The sequence below is a fragment of the Thalassotalea sp. PLHSN55 genome, assembly GCF_052030545.1.
GTDB lineage: Bacteria > Pseudomonadota > Gammaproteobacteria > Enterobacterales > Alteromonadaceae > CANMXU01.
In genome coordinates this window covers 720,556-734,062 of sequence record NZ_JBPDIH010000001.1, presented here as the reverse complement: position 1 = coordinate 734,062, position 13,507 = coordinate 720,556, and the positions used below count along the sequence as shown (strand labels likewise).

Sequence of the window (13,507 nt, the reverse complement as noted above, 5' to 3'; positions counted from 1 at the left end):
AACCACACTGCATAGGCGCTGCCTTGTATAAATACGCAATATACTGCTGCAAAAATATACGTCAAAGATCAACATGCACTAATAACGCTTTAAGCTGCAAAATAGAATCAACCACCGCTTTAGGAGCATAGGCTTCTAATTGCGCTTTATTATGCACGCCATGGGTAATACCTATTCGGTCAATGCCTGCCCGCTGCGCCATTGCCATATCATGCACGGTATCGCCGATCATCACCGCATCTTCGGCGTTAATATTCAATTCTTGTAAAATTAAATTAAGCATTTGCGGATCAGGTTTTGATAATGCATCGTCTGCGGTATAGCTAGTATGGAAATAATCGCCCATTTGCGTTTGTGCTAATGCATTGGTCAACCCTAACCTTGCTTTACCGGTTGCAATAGCTAAAAGCTTATCGCTTGCTTTTAATGCCGACAATAACTGCTCGGTATGATCAAATAGCCCTGCTGCAATATGGTTATTACTGGTGTACTGCTTTTTATATTCAGTAATAATTAATTGTACTTGCTCGTCAGTTTCGACCGGAAAGAGCTTTTTAACGCCAATAGGCAAGCTTAAACCAATAATGCTTTTTGCCTGCTCAAAGCTAGGTACATCAAATTTTAATGACGCTGCCGTTGCTTGCATTGATGAAACAATATGGCCAATTGAGTCCATTAATGTGCCATCCCAATCAAAAATAATAAGCTTATAGTTATTTTCCATGAAATTCGTGATTAACCTTAATTTGATACTTTAGTTAGGTTTTTTAAAACTTTTTCAAGCGACGGCTCTAAAGGCGCTTCAACTTTAATTCGCTGCTCGGTTAGCGGGTGAGTAAATTCAATACTGGCCGCATGCAAAAATAAGCGTTTTAAGCCTTTGGATTTTAATTCATGATCAAAATCTTCATGACCATATTTAGGATCACCGGCAATTGGGTGGCCCTTACATTGGCAATGAACACGAATTTGATGAGTACGACCGGTCACAGGAAAGGCACGTACTAAGGTGCAATCTGCATAGTGCTGTAATACTTTATAACGCGTTTCCGACTCTTTACCATTAATATTATCAACAATGACCACACGTTCGCCGGATTTAAGGTCATTCTTTCTTAACCCTTCAGTCACACGTGTAAGTTTATTCGACCAGCGCCCTTTCACTAAGGCGTGATAAAATTTTTGCACTTTTTTATTGCGTAGTTGTTCGTGCAAGTTTCTAAGCGCTGAACGCTTTTTCGCCACCACTAAACAGCCCGAAGTATCTCGGTCTAATCGGTGCACAAGTTCAAGCATACGCGCATCTGGACGCAGCGCTCTAAGCGCTTCAATCAACCCAAAGCTTAAACCACTGCCGCCATGCACTGCCATGCCCGACGGTTTGTTAATTACGATTAAACGTTCATCTTCAAATAAAATTTGTTTCTCTAACGATGAAACAATATTTAATTGCGTGGAAACCGGCGCATTTTCTTGAGAGACACGAATAGGCGCTACACGAATAATATCGTCAGTCGCTAATTTGTATTCAGGTTTTGTACGTTTTTTATTAACGCGAATTTCGCCTTTACGTAAAAGGCGATAAATCATGCTTTTTGGCACACCTTTTAACGTGCGTAATAAAAAATTATCGATTCGTTGGCCAGCATCTTCACCATCAATTGTGATGAATCTAACCTTAGGCTTATCGCCCACATTTTGTTTACTATCTGTCATTTGCGGGAGTTTATCATTTTTTTTCACTTATCTGCTAATTAAAACCGCTAATTTATTGCCTTATTGAACGATATAGTGGGATAATAAAAAAGTTACCGCTTTAACAGCCAAAGTAACACTAATTAACTTTACTCTTAGCGAAATGTAAGAGGGAAAATGCGGCCACATTAGTATGGATTAGAAGTTCAGCAACAACTTGCTAAACACTTTTAATGGCATAGTAAAAGAATGGCCTATTGCAACATTTGACGCGTGTAACCGGTCGAAGAGCGTGCATAAACATTATCTCCAGCGCAGATGAGTATTTTTGCAATCACCCTATGTAAACACAAACGAGTATAGAGAAATAACGTTTATCATGAGTACGACAAAGGTCGTTCAATAACCCGTTATTTGATTTTAATGTTTACTAGGAAGCGCACAGCACACATGCTGAGCACATAAAGACATAGATTCACTCTGCTTATCAATGTAAGCAGAGTTAACAATTACAATCAGAATTTTTTAACAGCTTATTACGTAAATGGCGTAATAAGATTGACACCCGTGAGGATGACAAATAGCTGTTAGCATAGCGATAGATTGCTTTGTGTACTAAGCAAATGGTGTGTTGTGACTAAAAAATGAGTCACACAAACTATGAAACGTATGTTAATAAACGCTACCCAATCTGAAGAATTGCGTGTAGCACTTGTTGATGGTCAACAACTTTACGATCTAGACATCGAAAGCCCAGGTCATGAACAAAAAAAATCAAATATCTACAAAGCCAAAATCACGCGTATTGAGCCTTCTTTAGAAGCAGCGTTTGTTGATTATGGCGCTGAGCGTCACGGTTTCTTACCGATGAAAGAAATCGCCCGTGAATACTTTCCTAAAGGTTATTCTTTCCAAGGTCGCCCAAATATCAAAGAAGTTTTGCATGAAGGCCAAGAAGTCATCGTGCAAATTGATAAAGAAGAACGCGGCCAAAAAGGCGCAGCATTAACTACCTTTATCAGCCTAGCCGGTAGCTACTTAGTATTAATGCCAAATAACCCAAGAGCCGGCGGTATTTCTCGTCGAATCGAAGGCGATGAGCGCAGCGAATTAAAAGCCTCGTTAAGTAAACTTGACCTACCAAAAGGCATGGGCTTAATTGTTCGTACCGCAGGTGTAGGTAAAGCCTACGAAGAACTTGAGTGGGATTTAAACCTTCTACTTGATTACTGGCAGCGTATTGATAAAGCAGCAAGCGATCGCCCTGCTCCGTTTTTAATTCATCAAGAAAGCAACGTGATTGTACGTGCCATTCGCGACTATTTACGCCGTGATATCGGTGAAGTATTAGTTGATCGCCCTAAAACGTTTGAAAGCGTAAAAGAGCGTATTGGCGTGATGCGTCCTGACTTTTTAAGCAAAGTTAAACTGTATAATAACGACGTACCATTATTTACTCACTACCAAATTGAAACGCAAATTGAATCTGCGTTCCAACGTGAAGTGCGTTTACCTTCTGGAGGTTCAATTGTTATTGACCCAACAGAAGCCATGACGTCAATCGATATTAACTCTGCCCGCGCAACTAAAGGCGGCGATATCGAAGAAACCGCCTTTAATACCAACTTAGAAGCGGCTGATGAAATTGCCCGTCAATTACGTTTACGTGACTTAGGCGGCCTTGTGGTAATCGATTTCATCGATATGACTCCTGTGCGTCATCAGCGTGAAGTTGAAAACAGAATGCGTGATGCAGTTCGTCAAGACCGAGCGCGTATTCAATTAGGTCGCATTTCTCGTTTTGGTTTACTTGAAATGTCACGTCAGCGCCTGCGTCCGTCAATTGGCGAAACTAGCCAAGGCGTATGTCCTCGTTGTAACGGTACTGGCCATGTTCGTGGCGTAGAGTCATTAGCACTTTCTGTATTGCGTTTAATGGAAGAAGAAGCCATTAAAGACAATACCTTGCACGTTCAAGCACAAGTACCTGTGCCAGTTGCAACTTACCTGCTAAATGAAAAACGTCGTAGTGTTTTCCATATTGAAAAACACCATAAAGTGCATATTCTAATTATTCCAAACCCACATATGGACACACCTCAATATGAAGTGGTTAGAGTAAGAAAAGACGAAAGCATTGAAGAAGCAAGCTACGAACTACCGATTACCGAAGCTAAGGTAGAAGAAGCGGTAATGCCTAAGTACAATAAAGAAGCGGCAAAACGTGACGAGCCAATGCTACAAGGTATGACAGCGCCGAAAAAACCAGTTGCTGAGCAGCCAGTAGAACAAAAAGCCGTGCAAAAAGAACAAGCGTCACCAGGTTTAATTTCGGGTCTTTTCTCATGGCTTAAAGGCTTATTTGCCGAAGAAGTTAAAGAAGAAAAACCTGTTGTACAAGAAAAACCAAAACGTTCAAATGAACGTCGTCCTCAGCGTAATCGTCAAGGTCAACGAAAAAACACTCGTAACGACCGCAATAATGATCGCCGCCATGCAAATAAAGCGGCGCCGAAAGATAAAGACGACAAAGAGCAAAAGGTAAATAAACAAGCCCATAAACCACAGCATGACAAGCAGGCTAAACCTAAAGAAGAAAAGGTTGCTGAACGTCGTCAACGTAGAAACAATCGCAAAAAAGTGCGTATTAACGACGAAAACAACGCTCAAAACAGAAATGCAAAATCACAAGCAGCCAATAAAAAGCCTGCTGCTGAAAAAGCAAATGTTGTAGTTGCTGATGTTGAAGTTGTTGAAACAACCAAAAATGCCGAAGTTACGAGTGAAACAGGTAAGCAAGAAGAGCGCCCTAGAAATAGACGTTCTCCTAGACACTTGCGTTCACATGGTCAACGTCGTCGTCGTCAAAATAATGATAACGAGCAAGAAAGCAGTGTTGAAAGTAACAATGTTGAAACAACTGTTGTTGAGACTAAACCTGAAAACGTAGCGATTGACAACAAAGCTGATGTGAAAGAAGACCCAATTGAAGTGCGTTACCCGCATGGAGAAGAAAAGCCACAAGCAGCTGATGCACCAGTAAACGCTGAAGAAACTGCTCCAAGCCAAGCATCACTTGTATTGGACGATAATATTGAAGTGAACAATAAACTCGCTAACGATGTTGCCGTTGAAAGTGAGCCAGTCGCTGAGCAAGTAGTTGAAACCACTTCACAAGAAGTACAACAAGACCTACCGTTTGTTGAACCACAAGCAGAAGCTACTCCAGAAAAAGTTGAAGTAGAAACAGTTGAAGTTAAAGCTGAGCAAACTGAAACGGTTGAAGTTAAAGCTGAACAAACTGAAACGGTTGAAGTTAAAGCTGAACAAACTGAAACAGTTGAAGTTAAAGCTGAACAAGCTGAAACAGTTGAAGTTAAAGCTGAGCAAGCTGAAACCGTTGAAGTTAAAGCTGAGCAAGCTGAAACGGATGAAGTTAAAGCTGAACAAACTGAAACAGTTGAAGTTAAAGCTGAACAAGCTGAAACGGTTGAAGTTAAAGCTGAGCAGCCTGTTGCTAAAGTAAAGGCAGCCTCTGTACAGCAAAAATCAACCAGCAAACCAAAAGTTGCAAAATCAACAAAAGTAAAAGTAAAATTATCTACACGTTGTTTTGCTTCTTCACCAATGGCTAAGCCGGTAACCATTAATACCGTTAATGAGCTACCTACTGCATTTTTCAGTAATGAAGAGCGTAACAATCACCTGACTTCTGGAAAAGCTGCAAGTTTAGCGAGTGTGACCAGTAAAAGTGCTGCAGGTCCAACAAAACCGAGCCTATAGTTCAACATTTGTTAATGCATAAAATAAAAATGCCAGTGTGATCACTGGCATTTTTTTTATAAATAATAGCCAAAAAAACAAGCAGTTTATTGGCTATTAAAGCTTAACGGCAATAACTTACGCTAATGTGCTCGTTAATATTTTACAAACCGATTAATATGACAAAACCATTCAAACAGACAGTCGATCACTGTTCGCTTTAATGACTTTCTTACCAATACCATTAACTTCAAGCAGATCTTCAACTTTAGTAAAGCGCCCTTTCTCATTACGATAATTAATAATCGCTTGCGCTTTGGTTTTACCTATCCCTTTAAGCGTTAATAACTCTTGCTCACTTGCTAGGTTAATATTGACCGGGGCGCTCGCATGAGCAACCGCTTGAGACGATTTATCAACAGGCGTTTCTGCAGTAACAGTAAAACCCGTTAATAACATTGAGGTGCTTAACAATACTAATAGTAGTTTTTTCATGATTTGTTCCTTCAAAGTTAATATCCATTAATTAATTTGCCACTAAAGTACAAAACTTCAGTAACATTTAATTAATAGTACACGCACTAATTTTGTCAAAATTTTTTGCTCAAATACGCAACACACAAGGTTAAAATTTTACTGCCTTAAGTTATTTTTACTGGCATACTTAAACGCTAAGCGATTGAAGGCTATCTATAATAAAATGAAAAAAGACCTTAACCTGTTACGGTTACTCATTGTGCTAAATGAAGAGCGACAAACGGTACTAGCGGCAAAACGTTTGCATCTGAGTCAACCTGCCATTAGCGTTATGCTGAAAAAGCTGCGCGAGCAATTCAACGATCCGCTTTTTGTCCGCGATAAAAACCAATTAGAACCCACCATAAGGTGCCGGCAATTATTAGATGCCGTACCACCGATGTTAGATCAGCTCGACGCACTCTATATCAACAATAACGACTGGAATATTGCCAATACTCAAGGTGAAGTAACGCTTTTATTTTCCCCGCCTTTAATGAATACCTTGGCAGTACCTATTGTACAAAAGCTAAGCGAGCTTGCCCCGCATGTTACTGTTGAAGCTTACCATTGGGATTTTGACGCGGTTCGCGATCTGGAATTAAAAAGCAATTGTTGGGGGTTTAGCTATCTACCCATGGAAACAAGCAATAATATTTTTCAAAAAGATTTAGGTAACGACACCTTCGTCGCAGTGATGAGAAAAGAGCATCCATTATGTTCTAATCAACTCTCTGAGATGTTGCAGTACCCGTTGTGCGTCAATGTTATATATGGTGACAATAACAACTCTCGCAGTGAAAAAGTACTTAAAAAATTACAGATAGATAAACACATTAATGTCAGAACCAGTGATATCGGTATGATGCTTGGATTAGTTTCTTCTAGTGACTTTATCGGTTTAGTATCTGCTAGCAACATCGACAGACTGCAACAAGAGTATCGCTTTGAAGTACTGCCGGAAGAACTAACCAATGAAGCTATTTTACGTGCATTCTCCTTATTCTCTCATCAAAGAAACCGCAACGACCCTATGACCCAATGGTTATTTAACCAAGCAAAACTTGCTATGGGTTTAAGCTAGGGCAAATTTAACAATTCCGACATTTTTCAATCACAAACGTATTAAAAATAGCAATAGACAATATAAAAATCATTAGCTTCAATTATAGATATTATTGCCACAAGTCATTAAGCAGTAATTTACATGCTCAAAATTTAACTTTCACGCAAGTTTAGTTAGCCTATGTCGAAACACTCGGCATAGGCGCTTTTATTTTTGGCAGTTTTTATTTCATGCCTTTGTTATTAGAAAAGTAACTAAATAGTTGTTTGGCCAACTCTCTACCTAACTGATTCGCTGTTTTTTCAATGGCCTTGTCTTTGGCGAGTGCTTTGTCAGCAGAAACCCCTTTTGCTTTTTGCTGAAATTGTCCTAACAATGAGTCTTGATAAGTTAACGCCAAGGAACTATCAGCAAAGTAATAAAAAGTCTCATCTTTTTCAATTTCACGCCATGTCACTTTATATTGCACGTCAAAATCGGCTGGTGCAGCAACCACCTTTAGGCCTTGTGCGATCAACACTTGGCTAATTTTTTCTTGCAATAATGTCGATGCTTGCCCAGAAATTGAAAATGTTATTTGCCTTAGCATGTGATCAACGTCGGCAAGCAATTGTCGTTGACTAGAGGACAACAACTGCTTTTGCTGACCAAAATTACTGAGCTGTTCGTTTAACTGATGCCGCTGTAACATACTTTCTTTAATGGTGATCGCTTGTTTTAATTGTTGATCTTTGGCAGCGTTAAAATCGATATGATAATGGCTTAATTCAAGATCTAGCGTATCTATGCTTTCACGCAAAAACAGCACAGCTTTATGTTTATTGAACGATAGCAAAGCATAGGCGGTTTTCTCACTGGTGTTAACGTGCTCGGCTTCCACTTGAACGCCTGCCAATTCCATTTGCGGCACGCTAGTTTCAATAGCTTCTGAAAAGCTGGCTTGAAAACTATTATTTTTTACTGACTGTTCAACTGATGTAGAACCAGCAACGGTGACGCGAATTTTTTTTGCCAGCGCCAATCGCCCCGCTTCTTGAGCAGAGGCTAACGCAGACAATTCATCTTGATAGACAGTCGCGCTCCCCACCGCAAACATGACCCCATTTTTTGTTGGCAAATTATCTAACCACAATGGTGTTTGATTAGTGTCATTAAAGCTTGGGGTATTCGTTGGTGTTGAATTACACGCCGTTAAGCTTATACATAACGCTGCAACAATAAATGAATATTTACAGGCCAAACTTTGAGCGCTCCTGGTATTTTTGAATTTTTTGTTGACCATTCCATACTTCGCGATTACTGGTCATATCAATTAATCGTAAATCCACTTGATAAAAGGTAACGCGCTTACCGTCGAGTTCATCAACCGTTGAATTAATACTGCCAGATAAGGCATAGTCGGCGCCAAGCTCTTCACCCATTTCATTTTGCGTATCAAATCGTGCATTTAATTCTTGGTCTTTGCGCTCTTCACGTATATCTTCTCTTACGTCATGGCTGGCAACAAAATCTACTTTTCCTGTGCGTAGCATAGCGCGCTTTAAATCATTTAAAAAGGTTTCTACTGGTACATGTTCATGTGACTTATTGCGCACTTTTTGAATAATAACAGCGGGGTTAGCATTGTGTTGTTTAAAATGCTTTTCAAGCCAAGGAAAGGTCATCATATCGGTGATCATTGCTTCGGCAACTAGCTGTGAATCTTTGCTGTTCCACTTATCCGTCAACGCCATTTCTTGATCAGCTTCAATACGAGAGACTTTAGTACTTGAACAAGCGGTTACCAGTAAAGTGCTACACACCAGCATACATATCAACGATAATTTATGGTTAAGTTTTTTCATCTTACATCCTTTAAAAAATACGTTATCTAAATTGAAAACGGCGTCAAAGCCGTTGCTTATAATTCACTTAATTGCTTAATTTGGAGACTCTACTTAGCAAATAAAGCAAAAATTCCACGTTACTGTGGAGTTTGTTTTATTGATAAACTGCCCTGCTCAAAGGTTCTCGTTTTCCATACTGTAGGGCGTTTTTCATTAACGCTCACCTGAAAATTTGTCCGCGTTTTGTGACCGTTTTTAAAGGTCGTCACTAGCTCTAACTGTTGTTTACCTACTGGCAAGTTAACTCTACCTAAAAATACATTTTCCGGCAATGTTAGCCAATTACGCGTATCGGCAGATGCGGTATACATATTGGCAAGTTGCCCAGCAAAACCAATCAACATGCCTAAATCACCTTGATCTTTTTTATCAAATTCCGATCTTACTTTTTGTACCATTAACGCTTTGGCAATTTCGCGTGTTAAGGCAATTTGTATTTCTTGATTGGCCTGTATTAAATGTTGCTGCATGGCAATGGTGTTTAATGCATTAGCATGTGTTAGTGACGTTAACAGTTTGCCATTATGATACAGCTGGCTGTTTTTCATCGCATTATTTGCTTTTGGAAAATAGCTAACCGCGACACGTGCAGGAATATCTAACGCGTCAACCAAGCCAATATCAACAGCATCATCCCACAAACCAAATAAAGGAATACGTTTGGTAAATAACCCTAAAACCACATCTTCGATGTCGCCATTAATATAGTTTTGAATAACATCAAACAAATCATTGTCGGCATAGAGCATTTCAAACCATTGCATCTGCTCTATTCGCTCAGCACGCGTGCCAATAAGTACCGGTGTTAACACTAAAGCTTTAGCATGTTCATCAATCGATAAGGTTAAATTTAAGGTGCGCTTTTGTGCGCTAGCGCCTACATGTTGCAGCACAAAGACTTCACCGGTATTTTTCTTGGTTTGTTTAAGTGAATCTATTGCGGCTGCAGGCAACTTCTCTTTCGCTAAAGCTTGCCAATCATGGTCATAACCACCCGCTATTTGCATCACTCTTAGTACATCAAACCAAGCATCTTGTGCAATACTAGGTGCGAGATGATATTGCTGGCTAAAACCATTTTCATAGCCAATGGCAGCTTGTTGATATTCAATACGAGCACTGTCTAATTCGCCTGCCATTTCATAGAGAATCGCTGATACATAATGAGCGTAAGCATCATCCTTATAAATCAGTTTTTCTGCATCAACTCGCTGGCCAAGGGCTTTTTCCAATAACCTAAAAACTTGGGCTTCAGTCGATTTATTATGACTTTTACGGTAGCCGCCACTTTTATCGGTTAAAACCCTTAGTCGATTACCTAAGCGCCTAACTTCAACTAAAGCTCTATCAAGCATTTCTTGGTCAAGTTTATGCTCTGCGCTAGCAAGCATTAAAAAATTAAGTGCTTTGTAATAGTTGACCAAAACGTATTCAAACGTTTGCCCTTTATAGGTTGAATAACTCGACCCCGTAACTGAAGTTAAAAGGCTTTCAGATAAGCTTAACGTATAGAGCTGCTCAATAAGTTTTTCTGCATCATGAAAATGTTGATTACTTTGCTGATAATCACCTTCAAGGTGATTAACCACGCCAAGTTCGAGCGCTAACAACAATCGATTTTTATACTGAGATTGGTGATTTTTTTTCAGTGCTTTTTCAGCTTGCAAATATTGACCATTTTGCAGAGGTATTATCGGGTTTTGCTGATGATATGATGAACAAGCAGATACAGTAATAAGCATCAAAACACTAAAAAATACTCTTATCATTTATCCTTGCCTGCTAACAATGCCTGCTTTCCCTTAAGGTTTTGCATACTCCACACACTAACAGAATTAACTGTACAGGCAATACCTTAATTGATTTTTATAAAGATCATTTTCCCGTTTAAAAGCGAATAAAAACTGGTATGCTGATAGGTAACTTGATTTAAGAAAGGAAGATAAATCCGATGAAAACACGCCAGCTTATTCTTGCAGTCGCTGTTACCTCGCTTGTCGCAGCATGTAGTTCAACTAAAGAAACCGAGATTATTACGCCAACCAAAGTTACCCAAAGCTTACCTGACTGGGTGTTAAACCCAAATGTTGAAAACAGTATTAGCGCCACAGATTGCGTTAAATTTTCGGGCAACATTTCAGTTGATAAAAAAATGGCAACCGCCAATGCTAGACTGGCGTTAGCTCAGCAAATTGAAACCCGTATTGAAGGCTTAGATAAAACCTATATTAGCCGCACCGATGCAGATAACGATATTGCGGTCGGTAATACCTTTAGCTCGGTATCTAAACAAGTCACCAAACAAACACTTAATGGCTCACGCGTATTAAAGTCAGCCGTGGTTAATATTGCCGGCAAAGAACATTTTTGTGCACTAACGGCATTAACACCGGAAGTCACGCAAAAGCTTTTCAATTCGTTGATCAAAGAAAGCAAACGCGCTGTAAATTCTCAAGATGAAAAATTCTTATATGAAGAGTTTAAAGCCTACAAGGCAGAGCAAGACTTAGATAAAGAAATAGCGCGCTTAACCAACTAAAGCCATTTATAAACAATCACACTAAGCTGATAACACCTTGTTTAGTGTGATTGCAATGTTACGGCGCTATATCAAAAATGCATTAATTGTTCATAAGTAATAAGGGCGATGATGAAAATAATTCAACCATGTATAGTCTGCATTAGCTGCTGCGTATTTTTATCTCAAGCGATTGCGCAAACAGCTGGTTCACAAGAAAAAGACCCGTTTGATGAATTAAACCAAGCAATCGAAAAAAATTATTCCACGAAACCTCCAACCTCATCCCCTGCGCCTCATACGGAATCAGTGCAACCTGCGCAAGCAACTCAAGTAACCCAAGCAACAGAGTTTTCGGCTAGCTCACAGCTTAACGAATTTAAACAGTGGCAAGATAATTATTTGTCTCAATACCAACAATATCGAAAAGCCTATTTTAGCGCCCTTGATGATCGACGAGATCAATTATTAAAGCAATGGGGAGATGCTGAGCTGTCAAATAAAAGCCAATTCGTAAAATACCAAAAAGGAACAAACGGTAATGCTGAAAAAGTGGTCTATGACTTTGCTAACAATGAAGTGCGTTTAAGTTGGCTCAGCAATGAAGAGCAATCAATTACCACTGGGCAAATCAAACAATCGCTGCAGCAATTAAGCAAAGATGCCGATAATAAGCAGGTAGTTGCCAGTATATTGAAGCAAGAAAGTGATTATCACTCTGCAGATAAATTATTGTTTGAACAATACCTAAAAGAAGGAAAGTTGAGCGAGACGACCAATCGTTTTCATCAAAATAAGCGCTATATTTATGAAAAGGAAAGTGAAAAAGTTCGCGGTCAAATGCTCGCACAGCAGCAAGCACTAGATAAACTTTATGATCAACTTATTCAGCCAACGCCCAAAAACAATAGACCTAGCAAAACACTCGACAGCACTCATGACAACACTCCTGACTACAATCATAACTACAAAAAAGCGCAACGTTCAGTTGATGCTGCGCAACAAAAACAGCTGCAAGTAAAAATTCACCAAGAAAAAATTCAGATCAAGCGAGAGCAAACCGAGCGCTTAACTCGATTAGTTAACAACATAAAACAACTACCCTCGCCGAAAAGTCAGCAGCAGGCATCTAATAATCAAAAGATAACAACCGTTACCATTCCCTTAGCTAAAAGCAGTGAACTTGCTAAAGCCCAACCTTTTGTTGCCCAAGTAAAGGAACAAAGTCAACGCTGGCAATTACCACCGAGTTTTGTATTGGCCATTATGCACACTGAAAGCTATTTTAACCCAAAAGCTCAGTCACATATTCCAGCCTTTGGTTTAATGCAAATCGTGCCTAATTCTGCGGGCACAGACGTAAATCGTTTTCTATTTAACAAAGATAAGCCGATGACGTCTCGCTATTTATTTCAACCTAATGAAAATATTGAAGCAGGCATTGCCTATTTGCATTTACTTGATGAACGCTACCTAGGGGCGATTAAAAACAACCAAAGCAGGCTTTATTGCATGATAGCGGCATATAATACCGGTAGTGGTAACCTTGCGCGCAGTTTTAATAAAAATCGTAGCCGCAGTGTTAGCCAAGCTGTGCCAATAATTAATGCAATGCAACCCGAAGAAGTTTATCAATATCTATTAAATAATTTGCCCTACCAAGAAACACGGCATTATTTGCAGCGCGTTGTTGCAAGAGAAAAGCTATATCAAGTTGTTGGCAGTTGATCGTAAATTGAGACATCAACAAAGGTAGCGTGTATTGACTCTATAGAGAATATTTTTATCGGTGCTTGACGTTTTTGAAGCTTGAATTTTTTGAAAAAACAGAAGATAAAACTGATTGGGGTTGCTAGGTAAGCGTTAAAGCATTTAGTAAATAGTGGCGGAGTGGACGGGACTCGAACCCGCGACCCCCGGCGTGACAGGCCGGTATTCTAACCAACTGAACTACCACTCCGCGTTAAATCTTTGCTTTCAACAACATCTCGTTGAATGCGGCGGAGATAATACGGTTATGAGGTTGTGCCGTCAACCACTTTTTTTGATAAATTTAACTGTATG

Annotated in this window: 10 protein-coding genes and 1 tRNA gene; 4 read left to right on the top strand and 7 right to left on the bottom strand. The window is 39.6% G+C overall.

Going from position 1 to position 13,507, the window contains the following annotated elements; translation table 11 throughout:
- Nucleotides 1-61: 61 nt before the first annotated feature.
- Both ACRRSQ_RS03200 and rluC read right to left on the bottom strand, forming a co-directional pair.
- Nucleotides 62-724 (bottom strand): HAD family hydrolase, encoded by a 663-nt coding sequence (locus ACRRSQ_RS03200; RefSeq protein WP_440874246.1) that lies wholly within the window; start codon nt 722-724, stop codon nt 62-64.
- A 17-nt stretch (nt 725-741) separates the two neighbouring features.
- Nucleotides 742-1,716 (bottom strand): 23S rRNA pseudouridine(955/2504/2580) synthase RluC, encoded by a 975-nt coding sequence (gene rluC / locus ACRRSQ_RS03195; protein ID WP_440874258.1) that lies wholly within the window; start codon nt 1,714-1,716, stop codon nt 742-744.
- Nucleotides 1,717-2,355: 639 nt separating this feature from the next.
- On the opposite strand from rluC, the gene rne reads away from it, so the two are divergent.
- Nucleotides 2,356-5,478, top strand: a complete 3,123-nt coding sequence (gene rne, locus ACRRSQ_RS03190; protein WP_440874245.1) for a ribonuclease E — start codon at nt 2,356-2,358, stop codon at nt 5,476-5,478.
- Nucleotides 5,479-5,649: 171 nt separating this feature from the next.
- On the opposite strand, the gene ACRRSQ_RS03185 is transcribed toward rne, so the two are convergent.
- Nucleotides 5,650-5,952, bottom strand: a complete 303-nt coding sequence (locus ACRRSQ_RS03185) for a ComEA family DNA-binding protein (protein ID WP_440874244.1) — start codon at nt 5,950-5,952, stop codon at nt 5,650-5,652.
- 205 nt (nt 5,953-6,157) lie between these two features.
- On the opposite strand from ACRRSQ_RS03185, the gene ACRRSQ_RS03180 reads away from it, so the two are divergent.
- A complete protein-coding gene (locus ACRRSQ_RS03180; protein ID WP_440874243.1) occupies nt 6,158-7,057 on the top strand; it encodes a LysR family transcriptional regulator in 900 nt (299 codons plus the stop codon).
- A 205-nt stretch (nt 7,058-7,262) separates the two neighbouring features.
- On the opposite strand, the gene ACRRSQ_RS03175 is transcribed toward ACRRSQ_RS03180, so the two are convergent.
- From ACRRSQ_RS03175 to ACRRSQ_RS03165, 3 genes are all read right to left on the bottom strand, one after another.
- A complete protein-coding gene (locus tag ACRRSQ_RS03175) occupies nt 7,263-8,279 on the bottom strand; it encodes a hypothetical protein (protein ID WP_440874242.1) in 1,017 nt (338 codons plus the stop codon).
- Nucleotides 8,269-8,883 carry a penicillin-binding protein activator LpoB gene (locus tag ACRRSQ_RS03170; RefSeq protein ID WP_440874241.1) on the bottom strand — a complete coding sequence of 205 codons (615 nt, stop codon included), beginning with the start codon at nt 8,881-8,883 and terminating at the stop codon, nt 8,269-8,271. The genes ACRRSQ_RS03175 and ACRRSQ_RS03170 overlap by 11 nt, the downstream gene beginning before the upstream one ends.
- Nucleotides 8,884-9,002: 119 nt before the next feature.
- Nucleotides 9,003-10,694, bottom strand: a complete 1,692-nt coding sequence (locus ACRRSQ_RS03165) for a hypothetical protein (RefSeq protein WP_440874240.1) — start codon at nt 10,692-10,694, stop codon at nt 9,003-9,005.
- Nucleotides 10,695-10,876: 182 nt separating this feature from the next.
- Between ACRRSQ_RS03165 and ACRRSQ_RS03160 the strand changes: the two genes are divergently transcribed.
- Nucleotides 10,877-11,464 carry a hypothetical protein gene (locus ACRRSQ_RS03160; RefSeq protein ID WP_440874239.1) on the top strand — a complete coding sequence of 196 codons (588 nt, stop codon included), beginning with the start codon at nt 10,877-10,879 and terminating at the stop codon, nt 11,462-11,464.
- A gap of 108 nt (nt 11,465-11,572) precedes the next feature.
- Nucleotides 11,573-13,171: a transglycosylase SLT domain-containing protein gene (locus tag ACRRSQ_RS03155; RefSeq protein ID WP_440874238.1), complete on the top strand. Its 1,599-nt coding sequence runs from the start codon at nt 11,573-11,575 to the stop codon at nt 13,169-13,171.
- Between the two features lie 155 nt (nt 13,172-13,326).
- Here ACRRSQ_RS03155 and ACRRSQ_RS03150 read toward each other — a convergent pair.
- Nucleotides 13,327-13,403 (bottom strand) — tRNA-Asp (locus tag ACRRSQ_RS03150).
- Nucleotides 13,404-13,507: the final 104 nt, after the last annotated feature.